Raw genomic sequence first — 17,402 nt, forward strand, 5'->3', positions numbered from 1 at the left:
CGCCGACGACACGCGTCGTGGTGCCATCGTGCGGCCCCTTCCGTTCCCCTGTCACCAGGGTTCTCGGCAGGAGGACCCGCTGACCGTCGGCGACGGCGGAAGGCTCACTCCTTCGGGGCGGGCGGGCGCGCCGACCGCCCGTGGACGTCGGACCGGCCGCCCCCACGGCCCGGCGGGTGGCTGCCGCCGGCCGCGCGACCGCGCAGTGCCGCGTTGAGCCGTGCGGCCTGTCGCACGAGGTGGTCGCGTTCGGGGACGTCGGGCGCCGATCGGGCGGCCTCGGCGTAGAGCCGAGCCGCGGTTCCCGCGTTCCCGTCGCGCTCGTGCAGGTACGCCGCGACGGCGGCGTGGCGGGGCAGTGACGGGTCGAGCCCCGCCAGGGCGGCCAGGCCGGCCCGCGGGCCGTCGGCCTGCCCGACGGCGACGGCCCGGTTGAGGCGGGCCACCGGGCTGTCGGTGAGCCGCACCAACTCGTCGTACCACTCGACGATCTGCACCCAGTCGGTCTCCTCCGCCGTGCGCGCGTCGGCGTGGAGGGCGGCGATGGCGGCCTGGGCCTGGAATTCGCCCAGCCGGTCGCGGGCGAGCGCGGCCTGCAGCACGTCGACGCCCTCGGCGATCAGCCCGGTGTCCCAGAGACTGCGGTCCTGCTCGGCCAGGGGCACGAGGCTGCCGTCGGGACGGGTCCGGGCCGGGCGCCGCGCGTGGTGGAGCAGCATGAGCGCCAGCAGACCCGCCACCTCCTCGTGCCGGGTCCCGGCCGCCAGCTGGCGGGCGAGCCGGATCGCCTCGGCGGCCAGGTCGACGTCGCCGGAGTAGCCCTCGTTGAAGATCAGGTAGAGCACGCGCAGCACCGTGGCGACGTTGCCGGGCTGGTCGAACCGGACCCCCGAGACGGTCCGCTTGGCCCGGCTGATGCGCTGGGCCATCGTCGCCTCCGGCACGAGGTAGGCCCGCGCGATCTGGCGCGTGGTCAGGCCGCCGACCGCGCGCAGGGTGAGCGCGACCGCCGCGGCCGGGGACAGGGACGGGTGCGCGCAGAGGAAGTAGAGCTGCAGCGTGTCGTCCACCTCTCCGGCCGGGCCCGGCTCCGGCTCGTCGTCCAGGAGCACCTCGCGCCGCCGCCGGGAGGTGTCGGCGCGGGCGGCATCGAGGAACCTGCGCCAGGCCACGGTGACCAGCCAGCCCTTGGGGTCGCGCGGCGGGTCGTCCGGCCACACCCGCACGGCCTCGACCAAGGCGTCCTGGACGGCGTCCTCGGCCGCCGCGAAGTCGGCTCCGCGGCGGCCGAGGATCCCGATCACGGTGGGGATGAGCGCCCGCAGCAGGGCCTCGTCCACCGCGCGATCCACGGCTGGGTCCACCGGGCGTCACTCCGTGATGGTCGGCGGTGCGGCGAGGAACGGGCGCACCTCGAGCCACTCGTGGATCGGCTTCCCACCCGCGCCCGGAGCCGCGGACAGCTCGCCGGCCAGCTCGATCGCCCGCTCGTAGGTGTCGACGTCGATCACCATCCAGCCGGCGATCAGGTCCTTGGTCTCCGCGAACGGGCCGTCGGTGACCGGCGGGCGCCCCTCGCCGTCGTAGCGGACGAACGTGCCCTCCGGGGAGAGCGCCTGACCGTCGACGAACTCGCCGGTGCCCTCGAGGCGGGCGGCGAAGTCCTGCATGTACTGCACGTGGGCCGAGATCTCCTCCGGCGTCCACTGGTCCATCGGTACGTCGTTGACCGCCGCCGGCGCGCCCCGGTAGTGCTTGAGCAACAGGTACTTGGCCATCGTCTTCTCCTCGATCAGGTACGGCCCATCGTGGCCGCGTGCACTGCGGGGACGGAGCCACGCCCGCGTTCTCGACATCCCTCCGCGACATCTCTCCGCGGAGTTGGACGAGACCGCGTGCTCCGCCCGGTTCCGGCACGGGGAGGCGACCCCGGCGTCCTCATGGGGCTACTCTCCGCCGCGTGGCTCCTGGGGCACCGGACGGCGGCCGGCCCGCCCGGGGACGTGTCGCCCGGACCGCCCGGCTCGCCGCGCTGCCGGCCGCCCACGTCGCGCGGTCCGCCGTCGGCCTCGGGAAGCGGCTCGGTGGCCGCCCCGCCGAGCTGGTCGCCGCGCAGGTGCAGCAGCGCACGGCCGAGCAGTTGTTCTCGACCCTCGGACAGCTCAAGGGCGGGGCCATGAAGGCGGGCCAGGCGCTGTCGGCGCTGGAGGCCGCGCTGCCCGAGCAGCTGGTCGGCCCCTACCGGGAGGCGCTGGTCCGGCTGCAGGAGGCGGCACCGGCCATGCCGACCGCGATGGTCCACGATCAGCTCGACCGGTCCTTCCCGGGTGGCTGGCGCGGGCTCTTCCGCGAGTTCGACGACCGTCCCGTCGCCGCGGCCAGCGTCGGCCAGGTGCACCGCGCCACCTGGTACGACGGCACTCCGGTGGCCGTCAAGATCCAGTACCCGGGCGCGGGCGACGCCCTGGTCGCCGACCTGGGCATGCTGCAGCACCTGGCGCCGGTGATGCAGGCGGCGGCGCCCGGCCTCGATGCCCGGCAGCTGATCGCCGAACTGCGCGACCGGCTGGCCGACGAGGTCGACTACGTCCTCGAGGCGGACGCCCAGATGGCCTTCGCCGGCGCCTACCGCGACGACCCCGACATCCACGTCCCGGACGTCGTCGCGGTTGAGGACCGGGTGCTGACCACCCGGTGGGTCAGCGGCGTCCCGCTCTCCCGGGTCATCGCCGAGGGCACGCGCGCCCAGCGCGATCGCGCCGGTCTGCTGCTCGTCCGTCTCTTCGCCTCCGGGCCGGTGCGTGCCCGGCGGCTGCACGGCGACCCGCATCCCGGCAACTTCCGGCTGCTGCCCGACGGCCGGCTCGCCGTCCTGGACTTCGGGGCCACCGAGCAGATGCCGCACGCTTGGCCGGAGCGGCTCGGTCCGCTGCTCGCCGCCGGTCGGGACCGCGAAGGCCCCACGGTGCACGAGCTGGCGGCCGCCGCCGGACTGCTGCAGCCCGGCAAGGTGACCGCGCCCGCACTGATGGACCTGCTCGACCCCTACCTGGAACCGCTGCGGAGCCCGGCGTACCACTTCACCCGCGGCTGGCTGCAGGAGCAGACCCGGCGCGTCTCCGACCCGCGCAGCGCCGCCGCCCGCACCCAGCGGCGGCTGGTCATCCCGCCGCGCCACCTCCTGCTGCAGCGGGTGGCCGCCGGCCTGGTCGGCGTCCTGTGCTCGCTCGACGCCACCGTCCCCGTCGACGAGGAGGTCCGGCGGTGGCTCCCCGGCTACGACCAGGCCCCCGTCACCCGACGCAGCGCTCCTGACAACAGCGTCCGCCACAGCAGCACGCCGCACCCGCCGTCCCCGCGGCCACCGACGTAGGCACCGGAAGCCTCCGGCCCTGTGCGTGCGGTGGCGCCGGCCCGGGCCAGGCAGAGGAGCCCTCACTGCTCGGGGGGCTGACGGGCGAAGCGCGCCGCGAGCTCGGCGCGTGACCGGACGCCGAGCTTGACGTAGACCCGCGTGAGGTGGAACTGGACGGTCTTGACCGACAGCAGCATGGCGGCGGCCACCTCCCTGTTGGTGAGCCCCGTGGCGACGAGGCCGGCTACGGTCCGCTCCTGCTCGGTCAGGCTCTCCGTGCCGGGCTCGGCTCCGCGGGATGCGGGCCGGCCCGTCTTGAGCTCCCGGTCGCAGCGCTCCACGTAGACCTGGGCGCCGAGGGCGGCGAAGGCCTGGCGCGCCGTGGTGAGCAGCTCGGCGGCGTCTCGACGCCGGCCGGCCCGCCGCAGGGTGATGCCGTGGGCGAAGTCCACGCGGGCGCGCTCGTACGGCAGTGGCAGCGGAGCGAGCCGTGCGCGCGCCGCCTCGAACGCCTCCTCTGCGCCGGGGAGGTCGCCCCGGGCGGCGAGCAGCCGGCCGCGGACGTAACCGAGCCGGGCACTCGCGGAGCGGTGTCCCCGCCGGTGCGCCGTCGCTTCGAGGGGAGCGAGGAACTCCTCGGCCTGGGCGAGCCGATCGGTCACGACGAGGGCGTTGGCGTAGACGTCGTGCCAGGGCCAGAAGCCTGGTTCGTCGAGACCGCCGCGCGGCATCCGGGTGACGAGGGGGGCCAGGTGGCGGACGACCGTGGAGTAGTCCGACGCCGTCTCGGCGACCTGCGCACGGGCGAGCAGCGCGGGCACCGTCATGACGGTGTAGTCGTGCTCGGCAGCCGCTCCCAGGCTCAGGTGGCGCTCCGCGGCGTCCCGCTCGCCCCGCAGGGCGCGGATCTGCGCGCCGGTCCAGTGGACGAGGGGACGCAGGAGGTCCAGCCCGGTGGCCCCGAGCAGCACCTCTGCCTGGCCGACCGCGTCCAGCGCCCCCGGCCAGTCGCCCAGGGCGAAGCGGGTCCGGGCCAGCCACACCAGGGCCCACAGGGAGATGCGGTTGGAGCCGGTCTGCCGGACGGTCCGGACGGCGAACTCCAGCTCGCGCCGGGCGGCCTCGGGGTGGTCCTGAGCGAGGGACAGCCAGCCCAGCCCCATGCGGGCGCGCTGGTGCTGGGGCCCCGACGGGCTCTCGGCCAGCGCCTGCCGATAGGCGGTGAACGCCTCGTCGATGCACCCGCGGGCAGCATGCCCGAGCCCGACGATCGCGCGGGACTCGACCGCGGCCGGAGACCCCGGCTCGGCGTACTCCACCGCCCGGCCGGCCCACCGCACCAGCTCGTCGCCGTTCCAGTCGGCCAGGGCGTGCAGCACGTGGCGCTGGCAGACGACGGCGGCGGCGCCGCGGTTCGTCCCCCGGTGGCGCCAGGCGGTGTCCAGGTAGGAGACCGCCTCGGCCCGGCGGCCCCGCTGCACCGCGACGTAGGCCAGCACCGCGTCGCGGCGCGGGCCGGCGGGGAGGTCCTCCACGTCGGGGAGGGCGTCCACGGCCTGGTCCAGCAGGCCGGCTCCGGCGAGTGCGTCGACAGCCTCGATGAGCCGATCCTCGCGGTCGGCCCGGGTGGGGCTGATCCGGCTGGCGTCGATGAGGGCGCCGGCCACCAGGGCCCACGCACCCTCGTCGGCCTTGCGCCGCGCCAGTTCCACCAGCTCGTCGGCGAGACGGGCGTCCGGGAGGGGAGCCGCCTCCACGCGGTGGCGGAGCCGCTCGGTGTCGTCGGTGACCACGGTGGCCGCGCGCAGGTGCAGGTCGTGCCGCGCCCGCGGTGACAGGGTTCCGTAGACCGCACCGCGGATGAACCGCTCGGGGAAGACGAGCGCGTCCAGGCCGTGCCCGGCGGCGGTGGTCAGGAGACCCGCGGCACTGGCCTCGTCCAGAGCGGCGATCGGTTCGGCGAGCGCGGCCACGGCCGCAGCGTCGGCGAGCACGGGGGTCCGGCCGAGCACGGCAGCCGCCTCGACCAGCGACCGGGCGGCGGGAGAGGTGCGGTCGAGGGCCCGCTGCACGCGGCGCTGGACGCTCGCCGGCGCCGGCAGCCGCGTCTGCCAGTCCGACCAGCGCATGGGCGGGGTCTCGCGCAGCAGGTCCAGCAGGTACCGGGGGATGCCGGCGGTGTGCTCGCAGAGTCGCCGGGCGACCGGCAGGGGCAGCTCGACGGCCGCCACCCGGGCGGCCAGGAGCCGGGCGTCCTCCGGCCCCAGTGGCGGCACCGGTACGGGGACGCCCGGAAGCTCGTCGAGCACGTCGGCGACCTCCGGCTCCTCGGTGGCCGGCCACCCGGTGGACCGGGCGAGCAGCAGCAGCACCGGCACGTCGTGCAGGCGGGCGACCGCGGAGGTGATCGCCTGCAGGGAGACCACGTCGGTACGGCCGGCGTCGTCGAGCGCGACCACGAGCGCCCCCTCCTGCGCCCGCGCCACCCACCGCCCGGCCAGGGCGATGCCGAGGTCAGCCGGGTCGGTCGTGGTCGACGGCTCCGGGGGTCCTCCGCGGTCCTCGAGCAACCGCCGGGCGAGCGCACCCGCCCGGCCGGACTCCCACGGGAACCCGGTCACCGCCGTGGTCGGCAGCTCCGGGTGCCGACGCAGGAACCGGCGCAGGAGGGTGGTCTTGCCGATCCCGGCCGGGCCCTGGATGACGGCGACCACCGGCCCGCCTGCTCGCGCCCGGACGAGCAGCGCCTCCAGCCGTGCGGCCTCGGCGGCCAGCCCGACGACGTGGGCGTCGCCGGTGTTCGGGCTCACGACGACACCGTAGGGCCGGGATCGGGCGGCCTGACCTCGTCGCGCTCTCCGCGTTACGGCTCAGCCGAGGTCGCCACCGGCCACGGGCAGGACGGTCCCGGTGATGTACGAGGCCTCCTCCGACGCGAGGAAGGTGATCGCCGCGGCCTGCTCGTCCAGCGTCCCGTACCGCTTCATCAGCGAGGACTCCACCGTCTGGTCGACGATCGTCTGGTACCAGGCCCTCTCCTGCGCGGTCCGGGGTGCGGGACCGCGGGGAGTGCGACGCGGCGGGGCCTCGGTGCCGCCGGGGGCGGTCGCGACGACCCGCACACCGTGCGGTGCCATCTCCAGCGCCAGCGCGCTGGTGATCGCGTTGACCCCGCCCTTGGCTGCGGCGTACGGGACCCGGTTCAGGCCTCGGGTCGCCACCGACGACACGTTCACGATGGTTCCGCGGCCCCGCTCGACCATGTGCGGCACGACGGCGCGGCAGCACCACAGCGTCGGCCACAGCGACCTGTCGATCTCGGCCCGGATCTGCTCCGGCGGGTAGTGCTCGAACGGCTTGGCCCAGATCGTGCCTCCGACGGTGTGGATGGCGACGTCGATGCGGCCGAACCGGGCGAGCGCGGCCTCCACGACCGCCGACGCTCCCTCCCACGTCTCCAGGTCGGCGACGACCGGGATCGCCTCGGCACCGGGGTGGTCGAGCTCGGCTGCCAGGTCGCGCACCAGCGCGGCGCGGTCGGCCAGGACGAGCGCGCCGCCCTCGGCGCTGATCCGCCGGGCCGTGCACTCCCCGATCCCCTGCCCCGCGCCGGTCACCAGCACCACCTGCCCGGCGAACCGCCCCGGCGTGACGAACCGGGGACGGCGTCCCTCGGCGACATCACGCATGGCACGGCGGGTCGTCTGCTTGGACCGCTCCGCGTGCTCGGCGATCAGGACCCGCGCCCGCTCCCGATCGCCGGCCGAGAACGCCGTCACGATGTCGAGGTGGTCCTGCGTGCACCGCGGGTGGATCCACGTCGCCGCGCGCAGCGACTCCTCCATGTGCCCCTTGACGCCGAGCGCCTGGTACGCCCGCAGCAGGTGCTCGTTGCCGGTGAGCGTGAACAGGTAGTCGTGGAACGCGGCGTTGGTCTCGGTGTACGACGCCGCGTCGACGAGCCGGTCGCCCTCGACGTAGGGCAGGGCGGCCTCGGCGAGCAGCCGGTAACCGGCCAGCTGCTGGTGGGTCAGGCGTCCGATGGTCAGCTCGAGCGCACCGAACTCGAGTGCGCGGCGCGCGTCGAAGAGCGCGTCGGACTCGGACACGGACGGGTGCTCCTCACCGATCTGGTAGCCGTCGACGGTTCCGGTCGGCGACACGGCGGGCCGGTCCGTCGGGGCCTGGGTCGTCGGGGCCTGGGTCGTCGGGGCCTGGGTCGTCGGCGGTCGGAGGAGCGGCTCGATCAGAGCCTCCGGGAGCATCTCCTGGCCGGCGACGGCGCGGGCGCCGACGGCGGGAAGCAGGTCGTCGGCGTCCTCCACCGGCAGGACGTGCCCGACCGTGGTCGGCTCACCCACCGGCTGCCCGGCTAGTCGCCACAGGTCCGCGGGCGACTCGGCACCCCGGCCGGCCGCGCCGGCACCGACCGGGGGCAGCTCGACGCGCGGCAGCAGGAGCTGCCCGGCCGACGCCCGGCCGTCCCGGCCGTCGAGGCCGAGGAGCTCGGCCACGGTGTCCGGGATGACGACCGGCCCCGGCGGTGGCTCGACGGCCGCGGGCCCGGGTTCGGCGGCATCCTCCACGACCTCGGCCGGCGGTGCCGCCAGGGCGAACTTTTCGTAGTAGAAGCCCGAGGGCGCGACGCCGAGGCCGGCGACGTGCGTGCGGACGGCCTCGACCATGGCCGGCGGACCGCAGAGGTAGACCGCAGCGCTCCCGCCGTGCAGGTGCTCAGGCCCCATCAGCCCGGTCACGTAGCCCTGGTTGCGCGCCTTCGTGGCCGGATCGGCGACGCAGTGGTCCCAGGTGAGGCCGGGAAGAGAACCCGCCAGCGCCTCGAGGGTGTCCGTCTCGACGAGGTCGTCGTCGGTCGTGACGCCGTAGAACAAGTGGATCGGACGAGTGGTCGTGCCCGATTCCAGCGTCCGCAGGATCGACAGGATCGGCGCCAGCCCCGTGCCGCCGGCCAGCAGGACCAGCGGGGCCTCGGACTCGCGCAGGAAGAAGCTGCCGTGCGGGCCGGTGAAGGCGATGTCGTCGCCGACGGTGGCACGCTCCTCGAGGTAGGTCGACATGACCCCACCGGGCGTCAGCTTGACCAGGAAGGTCAGCGCCTCGTCGTCCGGGGCGCTGCTGAAGGAGTACGAGCGGCTCTGCTCGGTGCCGGGCACGGCGATGTTGACGTACTGCCCGGGGAGGAAGGCCAGGGCGTCCCGGTCCGCGATCTCGATCGTGAGGGCGACCGTCGTCGGGGAGAGCCGGTCGAGCGCGGTGACCGTGCCGCGGTGGGTGGCGGCGCTGGTCTTGGCCACGGCCGACGTGGTCGCGATCTGCAGCACCAGGTCCGAACGCGGCTTCATGCTGCAGGGCAGCACGTAGCCGTTCGCGGCCTCGTCCGGCGACAGCGCGTCCTCGAGGTAGGCACCGCCGTCGAACTCGCCCGACTCGCAGAGGGCCTTGCAGGTCCCGCAGGCGCCGTCCCGGCAGTCCAGCGGGATGTTGATCCGTGACCGGTAGGACGCGTCGGCGACGGTCTGGTCCTCCCGGCACGTGATGAAGCGGGTGACCCCGTCCTCGAACGCGAGTGCCACGCGATGGTCCATGAGAAGTCTCCGCGACTCGGGGGAATGCCTGGTCAGAGGTGGTAGACGTCGACGACGTGGTGGATGTAGTCGTTCTTCAGCACCACGGTCTTGCGCCGGATGAGAGGCGCGGGCCCGGAGAAGTCGATCGTGCAGAACGACGTGCCGTAGTAGGGGTCCACGGTCTTGTACCGGAAGTACATCGTGTGCCAGTTGAACCGGACGTCCACCAGGTCGCCGCGGCGCTCGATGACCTCGACGTTCGAGATGTTGTGACTGGTCCGCGGTTCGGGGATGGACGTCGCGCTGGACCGCTCGGTGCGGATCCGGAAGACCCGGTCCTCCAGGCCGCCCTTGTTCGGGTAGTAGATCAGTGAGATGTCGCGCTGCGGATCCTCGGTGAGCCGGTCGTCGTCGCCCCACGAGGGCATCCAGAAGACGACGTCGTCGGCGTAGCACTCCAGCCACTTCTCGAACTCGCGGTCGTCGAGGTGGCGCGCCTCGCGGTAGAGGAACTGCTCGATGGCGTTCTGGGTGATCAGCTTCGTTCCCGCGGGCGCCTCGCCCGCGGGCGTCGGCACGGTGGTCTGCGTCGTGGTCATGGGAGTCAGCCCCTCACTGCAGCGGTGGAGGTGCGGGCCTGCTTCTCGAGCGCGGCGCGCATGGTCTGGAGCCAGTAGCCGTGCTGCACCGGGTAGAGCCCCTCGTCCTCGTTGCGCCTCCCGGCGGAGATGACGCCGTCCATGCCGAGGGACGTCGCGACCTCGTCGGGTCCGGTGAGCCAGTGCTCGGCGCCGCGGCTCATGTCGTTCCAGGGCGCGGCGGTGGCCCGGAAGGTGAGCTGGCAGGACCGGAACTCCTCCAGGTCGTCCGGCGTGGCCATCCCCGAGGCGTTGAAGAAGTCCTCGTACTGGCGGATCCGGTGGGCGCGGGCCTCGGGGCTCTCCCCCTTGGGGGCGATGCAGTAGATGGTGACCTCGGTCTTGTCCGGCGCGATCGGCTGGAAGTGCCGGATCTGGGTGCTGAACTGGTCCATCAGGTAGACGTTCGGGTAGAGGCACAGGTTGCGTGAGCCCTTGACCATGAACTCGCCCTTGGCCTCGCCGAACTGTTCCTTCAGCTGGTCGATGCGGTCCCACAGCGGTCGGTCCTGCGGGTTGCCCGCCCACGTCCACAGGCACAGGTGCCCGTTCGGGTAGGACCAGTAGCCGCCGCCGGACTTGCCCCAGCTCCCGGCGTCGAGCGCCTTCGTGTCGTTCTTCGACTCACCGGTGCTGCGCCGGGACGTCGTGGCCGCGTAGTTCCAGTGGGTCGCGGTGACGTGGTAGCCGTCGGCGCCGTTCTCCGCCTGCACCTTCCAGTTGCCGTCGTAGGTGTACGTGGACGAGCCCCGGAGGACCTCAAGCCCGTCCGGCGACTGGTCGACCAGCATGTCGATCACCTTGGTCGTGTCACCGAGGTGCTCGGCCAGCGTGCTGACGTCCGGGTTGAGGCTGCCGAAGAGAAAACCGCGGTAGCTGTCGAACCGCGCCACCCTGGTCAGGTCGTGCGACCCGTTCGTGTTGAAGGCCTCCGGGTAGCCGGCGCCGTCCGGGTCCTTGACCTTGAGCAGCGCCCCGTCGTTGCGGAACGTCCAGCCGTGGAACGGGCAGGTCAGCGTCATCCGGTTGTCGGTCTTGCGGCGGCACAGCATCGCGCCGCGGTGGGCGCAGGCGTTGATCAGGCAGTGCAGGTCGCCGTTCTTGTCGCGCGTGATGACGACGGGCTGGCGGCCCATGTGGGTCGTGAAGTAGTCGCCCGGGTTCGGTACCTGGCTCTCGTGCGCGAGGTAGATCCAGTTCCCCTCGAAGATGTGCGTCATCTCCAGCTCGAAGATCTCCTCGTCGGTGAAGATCCGACGGTTGGCGCGGTAGATCCCGGCCTCGGGGTCGTCGACGACGGCGTCGGCAAGGACGTCGCGGACGTGGGTCAGGTCGGCGCTCATGGGCGGGCCTCCGGTCAGGTCGTCTGGTGCGGCTCCTCCACTGTTGGTGGCGCAGGTCACGTCCGCGCCGGACATTCGCCTAGTCCTGACCCAGGAGTCATTGAGACTTGTGGCGTCTCGATTGAGCGAAACTTGGTCTTTGCGCCTACACAACGAGCCGCCCTACGTTGGCCGCGTTCCATCAGGGAGCCGACGAGAGGAGGGAACACCCGTGGAGATCCGTCAACTGCGCTACTTCGTCACGGTGGCGCGGACGCGGCACTTCGGGCGGGCCGCCGAGCAGCTGCACATGGCCCAGTCCCCGCTCTCGCAGTCGATCCGGCAGCTGGAGTCGCAGGTCGGGGCCGCATTGTTCATCCGCACGACAAGGCGCGTGGACCTCACACCCGCCGGGGAGGCCCTGCTGCGCGATGCGGAGCGGATCCTCGAGTCGGTGGACGCCGCGCAGACCCGGGTCCGGCTCATCAGCGACGGTAGCGACGGGCTCCTCCGCGTCGGGGCGACCGGGCTCGCGGCGTTCCGCCAGCTCCCCCAGCTGGCCCGTATCGCGGCCCGCGAGACACCGGGGCTGGTGCTGCGTTTCCAGCCCGACCTGCTGACCCGGGCACAGGAGCTGGCCCTGCTCGAGGACCGGATCGACCTGGGCGTGCTCCGGCCACCGCTGCGCCGAGCCGGGCTGTCCGCGCGCCTCATCGCTCGGGAGCGGCTGGTCCTCGCCGTCCCCGCCGGCCACCGTCTGGCCGGCGACGAGCCGGTGCAGCTCGTCGAGCTGCGCGACGAGGACTTCATCGTCTACGGGGTCCCGGAGTCGGTGGTGGACACCGCGGTGACCCGCGCCTGCCTCGCCGCCGGGTTCTTCCCCCGCCGCACCCACGAGGCCGCCGAGGTCTCCATCATGCTCACGCTCGTCGCCGCCGGCCTGGGAGTGGCGCCGCTGCCCGAGTCGGCTCTCGCCCTGCAGGTCCCGGGCGTCCGCTTCGTGCCCGTCACCGACGACGTGCACGTGGACCTGGCGCTCGCCTGGCGCAGCGACGACCGCTCCCCGGCCGTCGCCCGGCTGCTGGAGGCGCTGGAGGCCAACGGCTTCATCGGAAGCGATGCGCCACCCCTCTCCTCCGCCCTCCCGCACGCCCACACCTCCGGAGGAGCACGTTGAAGATCGTCGCGGTCGAAGCGATCCCGTTCGCCATCCCGTACCGGAAGCCGCTGCGTTTCGCCAGCGGCGAGGTGCACGTCGCCGACCACGTCCTGGTCCGCGTGCGCACCGACGACGGCGTGGTGGGTCTCGCCGAGGCGCCCCCGCGGCCGTACACCTACGGCGAGACCCAGGAGTCCATCGTCGCGGTGGTCGAGAAGCTGTTCGCTCCTGATCTGGTGGGCCTCAGCCTCCTCGAGCGCGAGACCGTCCGCGCACGGATGGAGCGGACCGTCGGCAACCCGGCGGCCAAGGCAGCCGTCGACATGGCCGTCTGGGATGCCCTGGGGCGCACGCTGGACCTGCCGGTCACCCAGCTGCTGGGCGGCTGGACCGACCGGATGCGGGTCTGCCACATGGTCGGGTTCGCGCCGGACGCCGAGATGGTCGCCGAGGCCGAACGCGTCCGCGACCGCTACGGCATCCGGACCTTCAAGGTGAAGGTGGGCCGCCGTCCGGTCGACCTCGACGTCGACGCCTGCCGGGCGCTGCGGACGGCTCTCGGCCCGGACGTGGAGCTCTACATCGACGGCAACCGCGGCTGGACGGCGTCGGAGGCGGCGCGGGCCCTGCAGGCGATGGCCGACCTCGACCTGACCCTGGCCGAGGAGCTCTGCCCGGCCGACGACGTGCTGGGCCGCCGCTGGCTCACCGCCCGGACGACGGTGCCCACCGTCGCCGACGAGAGCGCCACGACGCCGGGCGAGGTGACCCGCGAGCTGCTCGGGGGATCGGCGACCGCGATCAGCATCAAGACGGCCCGCACCGGCTTCAGCACGTCGCAGCGGATCCTCCACCAGTGCGAAGGCCTGGGGGTCGAGGTCGTCATGGGCAACCAGATCGACGGCCAGATCGGCACCGCGTGCGCCGTCGCCTTCGGCGCCGCCCACCGCAGCTCCTCCCGACGCGCAGGAGAGCTGTCGAACTTCCTGGACATGAGCGACGACCTGCTCACCGAGCCGCTGGAGATCTCCGGCGGCGAGCTCGCCGTCCGTCCCGGACCGGGGCTCGGCATCGACATCGACCCCGACAAGCTCGCCCGCTACCGCCGGGACTGACCCCCGGCTGCACGACACCCTCCCATCCGCACCGACGCAGGAGAACACGATGAGCGCACCCACCGTCCCCAGCGCGACCGCCGCCGGATCCGGCCGCTCGGCCACCGAGCGCTTCACCCAGAAGGAACGCAGCACCAGCTCCGTCGACCAGGCGCGCGTCTCGGCCATCGCGACCGACGCCATCACGGCGCTGCACGACGTGATCCGCAGGCACGGAGTGACCTACGCCGAGTACGACGCCCTCAAGGCGTGGCTGATCCGCGTCGGTGAGGACGGCGAGTGGCCGCTGTTCCTCGACGTGTGGGTCGAGCACGTCGTCGAGGAGGTGGCCAACGCCGACCGCAAGGGCGCCGTCGGCACCATCGAGGGCCCGTACTACATCCCCGGCTCACCGGAGTTCCGCAGCGGGGCCACCCTCCCCATGCGCGACGGGGAGCAGGGGACCCCGCTCCTCTTCCAGGGCACCGTCACCGACCTCGACGGCAACCCGATCGAGGACGCCCGGGTCGAGCTGTGGCACGCCGACGACGACGGGTTCTACTCGCAGTTCGCGCCGGGGATCCCGGAGTGGAACCTGCGCGGCTCGATCCTCACCGGGGCCGACGGCCGGTTCGCGTTCCACACGGTCAAGCCCGCGCCGTACCAGATCCCGACCGACGGCTCGTGCGGCGCGCTCATCGCGGCGGCCGGCTGGCACGCCTGGCGACCGGCCCACCTGCACCTGAAGGTGTCGGCGCCGGGCAAGCAGCTGGTCACCACCCAGCTCTACTTCGAGGGCGGTGCGCACGTCCAGGACGACGTCGCCCAGGCCGTCAAGCCCGAGCTCATCCTGCGGCCCACCCCGGCCGCCTCCGGTCACGGCGAGGAGGTCACCTACGACTTCGCGCTGGACCCCGCGTGACCCAGCTCTACGCGGTCCGGATGGACGTCGCGCTGCCGCCGGACATGGACCCGGCGGCACGCGCCGACCTCCTCGCCCGGGAGAAGGCGTACTCCCAGGACTGGCAGCGATCCGGACACTGGCCGCACATCTGGCGGTGCGTCGGCCAGTACGCCAACCTCAGCATCTTCGCCGTCGACAGCAACGAGCAGCTGCACGAGATCCTCTGGGGCCTGCCGCTGTTCCCGTACATGAGCATCACGGTCACGCCCCTGTCCGCGCACCCGTCGGACATCGCGCAGGACCCGGCGCAATAAGACACCGCGCAGGACCCGGCGCAATAAGACACCGCGCAGGACCCGGCGCAATAAGACACCGCGCAGGACCCGGCGCAATAGGACACCGCGCAGGACCCGGCGCAGTAGGAGACAGCTGCGGCCCACATGCCGCACGCCTGACTCAGGACCTCCCGGCCCCCCGCGACGCGCAGGCTCGCGGCGGGCCTCTGCAGGGAGGCCACCCCCGTCCGCTCCCCCATCCCGTGGCGACGCCGCTCGCCGGGTGCCCCCTGCCCTGAACCGGCCGCCATCCCTCCCCCCATCCCGAGGAGAAGTGCAGTGGCATCACCCACGCAGGACGCGCTCCGCCGCAGGTCGGTCACCTGGATCGTCTCCCTCGCCACGGTCGGCCTGGTCTTCGACGGCTACGACCTGGTGGTCTACGGGACCGTCGTCCCGTTGTTCCTCCGCGACCCGGGCCAACTCGGCGAGGTGACGCCGGCCGTGGCCGGCGCCCTCGGCAGCTACGCCCTCATCGGTGTGCTGGTCGGCGCCCTGATCGCGGGGAGCGTCGCGGACGTCATCGGCCGCCGGAAGGTCATGCTCACCGCCTACGCCTGGTTCTCCGTCGGCATGGCGCTCACGGCCGTCACCACCACGACGACGACCTTCGGCCTGCTCCGCTTCGTCACCGGCCTCGGGGTCGGAGCGCTGGTCGCCACGACCGGCGCCCTGGTCGCCGAGTTCGCCCCGGCGGGCAAGAAGAACCTCGCGAACGCGATCACCTACTCGGGGGTCCCGCTCGGCAGCTTGCTGGCCGCGTTCACGGCCATCGTCCTGCTGGAGGCCATCGGCTGGCGAGGCATGTTCCTGATCGGCGCACTGCCGCTGGTGACGCTCCTGCCGCTCGCGTTCCTCAAGATGCCCGAGTCGCCGGCCTGGCTGGTCTCCCGCGGCCGGGTCGAGGAGGCCCGGGCGGTCGCGGCGCGGACCGGGGTGCCGCTCGCCGAGCCGGGCGCGGCCGACCTGCCGGCCACCGACCCCGCTCCCGCGGGCCGGGCGGGTTTCGCCGGCCTCGTCGGCCGCACCTATCTGCTGCCGACGATCCTGCTCGGCCTGCTCAGTGCGACCGGTCTGCTCCTGGTGTACGCCCTCAACACCTGGCTCCCCGAGCTCATGGGGCGCGCCGGCTTCTCCACCAACGGATCACTGGCCTTCCTCCTGGTGCTCAACGGAGGCGCGGTCCTGGGCGCGCTGGTCGCCTCCCGCTTCGCCGACCGGTTCGGCCCCAAGCCCGTGGTCGCGGCGTCGTTCCTGCTCGGCGCGCTGGCGCTCGTGCTGCTCACCGTCAGCCTCCCGCTCGGCGTGCTGCTGGCCTTCGTCGCGGTCGTCGGCCTCGGCACCAGCGGGACGCAGATCCTCATCTACGGCTTCGTGGCGACGTACTACCGCACGAACGTCCGCAGTGCGGGTGTGGCCTGGTGTGCCGGCTTCGGGCGTCTCGGTGGCATCGGCGGGCCGTTGATCGGTGGCCTGCTCATCGCCTCGGGTCTCGCGCTCAACGCGATCTTCTACGTGCTGACCGCCCTGGCGGTGTTCGGCGCGCTGCTGACCCTGGTCGTACCGACGTCGGCCTCGCGGCACGCGCTGCCCGCCCGGCGGGCGATGCCGGTCCGGCTCGCCGTGGAGCCGGGCGACCTGCTCGCCCACGAGGCCCGGTAGCGGGGCGGCATCCACGAACCTGCGACGAGCCAGCCCGGACGCCGGACGGACCCGGCGTCCGGGCTGGCCCGTTCCACGCTCCTGGACGGCCTGCCGCGTCGAGTACGTGAACCGGAAGGCGTTCTTCCCGATCAACGCCCTGGTCGGCGCCGCCGTCGTCCTGCAGGTCGTACAGCTGCACCGGCGGCGTAGGCGGACCGCGCGACCGGGTGGCGGCAGACGTGTCCAGCCCGGTGGCTGAGGTCGCGGGCTAGCGCTCCACGACGTTCCGCAGCCGCTCGCCGGCCACCAGCGCCGCAACGTTGGCGGAGATCAGTTCGTCGGCGCCCACCGGCCGCCCCCCGGCGGCATGCGGGGTGAGGACCAGGTTCGGAGCGTCCCAGAGCGGGGAGTCCGACGGCAGCGGCTCGACCGCGGTGACGTCGAGGGCGGCGCCGGCGATGCGCCCGTCCACCAGGGCCGCGACCAGCGCCTCCTCGTCGACGGTGGAGCCACGCCCGACGTTGACCACGAGGGCGTGCTCGGGGAGGGCGGCCAGTCGGCGGGCGTCCAGCGCGTTCCGGGTGGCGTCGGTCGAGGGCAGGATCATCACCAGGACGTCGGTCCCGCCGAGCTCGGAATCCAGGTCGGCTTCGGTGATGACGGGGAACCCGGACCGCTCCCCGGCACTGCGCCCGACGCCCCGGACCTGCGACCCGAGTTGGGACAGCAGCGGCGCGAGGTGCTGCCCGATGTTGCCGAAGCCCCACACGAGCACACGAGCGCCGAGCAGCGTGGTCACCGCGCCGGCGGGATGCAACGGCTGCAGACCGCCCAGCTCGACGGCCCAGCGGTGCTCGGCCTGCGCCCTCCCGGCAGCGGGCAAGCGGCGCACCAGGGAGAGGATCAGCGCCAAGGCGTGTTCGGTGACCGGCCGGTCGTGCAGGCCGGTACCGGCGGTGACGACCACCTCGTCGGGGAAGCCCGCGGCGAGGACCGCGTCCGGTCCGGCCGCGAGGGTCTGCACCCAGCGCAACCGCGGCATCCGACCCGCCACGGCGGACAGGTCGTCGCCGGAATTGCCCCACACCACCAGCGCCTCGGCGTCCAGGTGCACGTCGGGTACCGGCACGGAGGCGTCGTAGAGCACCGCCTCGACCCCCTCCGGCAGCACCGGATCCAGCGGGAGCGAGTTGGGCAGCAGGAGCTTCACCAGGGTTTCCGCCTTCGATCGGGATCCGAGTTCCGGGTGGCCGCGATCATAGGAACGACCACAGCGGACCGACCTCCCGGAACACCGGCCACTCCTTGAACCGCCCCGGGATTGATGGAGGCACTGAAGCCACGGAAAGGTGGAGCAGTGCCA

13 protein-coding genes are annotated in these 17,402 nt (G+C 73.3%); 6 read left to right on the top strand and 7 right to left on the bottom strand.

Annotated elements, in window-relative coordinates:
- Positions 1 to 104: 104 nt before the first annotated feature.
- Together ACFSHS_RS18345 and ACFSHS_RS18350 are read right to left on the bottom strand one after the other, a co-directional pair.
- Positions 105 to 1,352 carry an RNA polymerase sigma factor gene (locus tag ACFSHS_RS18345; protein ID WP_376879186.1) on the bottom strand — a complete coding sequence of 416 codons (1,248 nt, stop codon included), beginning with the start codon at positions 1,350 to 1,352 and terminating at the stop codon, positions 105 to 107.
- An 18-nt stretch (positions 1,353 to 1,370) separates the two neighbouring features.
- The gene (locus tag ACFSHS_RS18350; protein ID WP_376879189.1) at positions 1,371 to 1,778 is read right to left on the bottom strand and encodes a YciI family protein; all 408 of its coding nucleotides are present in this window, start codon (positions 1,776 to 1,778) and stop codon (positions 1,371 to 1,373) included.
- A 182-nt stretch (positions 1,779 to 1,960) separates the two neighbouring features.
- On the opposite strand from ACFSHS_RS18350, the gene ACFSHS_RS18355 reads away from it, so the two are divergent.
- Positions 1,961 to 3,373, top strand: coding sequence for an ABC1 kinase family protein (locus tag ACFSHS_RS18355; RefSeq protein ID WP_376879191.1), 1,413 nt, complete (start codon positions 1,961 to 1,963; stop codon positions 3,371 to 3,373).
- 62 nt (positions 3,374 to 3,435) lie between these two features.
- On the opposite strand, the gene ACFSHS_RS18360 is transcribed toward ACFSHS_RS18355, so the two are convergent.
- The 4 genes from ACFSHS_RS18360 to benA are packed head-to-tail and all read right to left on the bottom strand — an operon-like array spanning position 3,436 to position 10,924.
- Positions 3,436 to 6,165: a helix-turn-helix transcriptional regulator gene (locus ACFSHS_RS18360; RefSeq protein WP_376879193.1), complete on the bottom strand. Its 2,730-nt coding sequence runs from the start codon at positions 6,163 to 6,165 to the stop codon at positions 3,436 to 3,438.
- 60 nt (positions 6,166 to 6,225) lie between these two features.
- The gene (benC, locus tag ACFSHS_RS18365; RefSeq protein ID WP_376879195.1) at positions 6,226 to 8,949 is read right to left on the bottom strand and encodes a benzoate 1,2-dioxygenase electron transfer component BenC; all 2,724 of its coding nucleotides are present in this window, start codon (positions 8,947 to 8,949) and stop codon (positions 6,226 to 6,228) included.
- A 44-nt stretch (positions 8,950 to 8,993) separates the two neighbouring features.
- Positions 8,994 to 9,542, bottom strand: coding sequence for a benzoate 1,2-dioxygenase small subunit (gene benB / locus ACFSHS_RS18370; RefSeq protein ID WP_376879197.1), 549 nt, complete (start codon positions 9,540 to 9,542; stop codon positions 8,994 to 8,996).
- 5 nt (positions 9,543 to 9,547) lie between these two features.
- The gene (benA, locus tag ACFSHS_RS18375; protein ID WP_376879200.1) at positions 9,548 to 10,924 is read right to left on the bottom strand and encodes a benzoate 1,2-dioxygenase large subunit; all 1,377 of its coding nucleotides are present in this window, start codon (positions 10,922 to 10,924) and stop codon (positions 9,548 to 9,550) included.
- A gap of 211 nt (positions 10,925 to 11,135) precedes the next feature.
- Between benA and ACFSHS_RS18380 the strand changes: the two genes are divergently transcribed.
- The 5 genes from ACFSHS_RS18380 (at position 11,136) to ACFSHS_RS18400 (ending at position 16,057) form a co-directional block, all read left to right on the top strand.
- On the top strand, positions 11,136 to 12,080 hold the full coding sequence (locus ACFSHS_RS18380) for a LysR substrate-binding domain-containing protein (protein ID WP_376879202.1): 945 nt from the start codon (positions 11,136 to 11,138) through the stop codon (positions 12,078 to 12,080).
- A complete protein-coding gene (locus ACFSHS_RS18385) occupies positions 12,077 to 13,177 on the top strand; it encodes a mandelate racemase/muconate lactonizing enzyme family protein (RefSeq protein ID WP_376879204.1) in 1,101 nt (366 codons plus the stop codon). Before ACFSHS_RS18380 ends, ACFSHS_RS18385 begins: the two co-directional genes overlap by 4 nt.
- A gap of 49 nt (positions 13,178 to 13,226) precedes the next feature.
- Entirely contained in the window at positions 13,227 to 14,078 is an 852-nt protein-coding gene (gene catA, locus ACFSHS_RS18390) for a catechol 1,2-dioxygenase (protein WP_376879206.1), read from the top strand.
- On the top strand, positions 14,075 to 14,374 hold the full coding sequence (gene catC / locus ACFSHS_RS18395; protein WP_376879208.1) for a muconolactone Delta-isomerase: 300 nt from the start codon (positions 14,075 to 14,077) through the stop codon (positions 14,372 to 14,374). Before catA ends, catC begins: the two co-directional genes overlap by 4 nt.
- Positions 14,375 to 14,674: 300 nt before the next feature.
- A complete protein-coding gene (locus ACFSHS_RS18400) occupies positions 14,675 to 16,057 on the top strand; it encodes an MFS transporter (RefSeq protein ID WP_376879210.1) in 1,383 nt (460 codons plus the stop codon).
- Positions 16,058 to 16,307: 250 nt separating this feature from the next.
- Here the strand turns inward: ACFSHS_RS18400 and ACFSHS_RS18405 are convergent, their stop codons facing one another.
- On the bottom strand, positions 16,308 to 17,249 hold the full coding sequence (locus ACFSHS_RS18405; protein WP_376879213.1) for a phosphoglycerate dehydrogenase: 942 nt from the start codon (positions 17,247 to 17,249) through the stop codon (positions 16,308 to 16,310).
- Between the last annotated feature and the right edge of the window lie 153 nt (positions 17,250 to 17,402).

Origin of the sequence: Blastococcus deserti, assembly GCF_042682525.1 — a bacterium.
Lineage (GTDB): Bacteria > Actinomycetota > Actinomycetes > Mycobacteriales > Geodermatophilaceae > Blastococcus_B > Blastococcus_B deserti.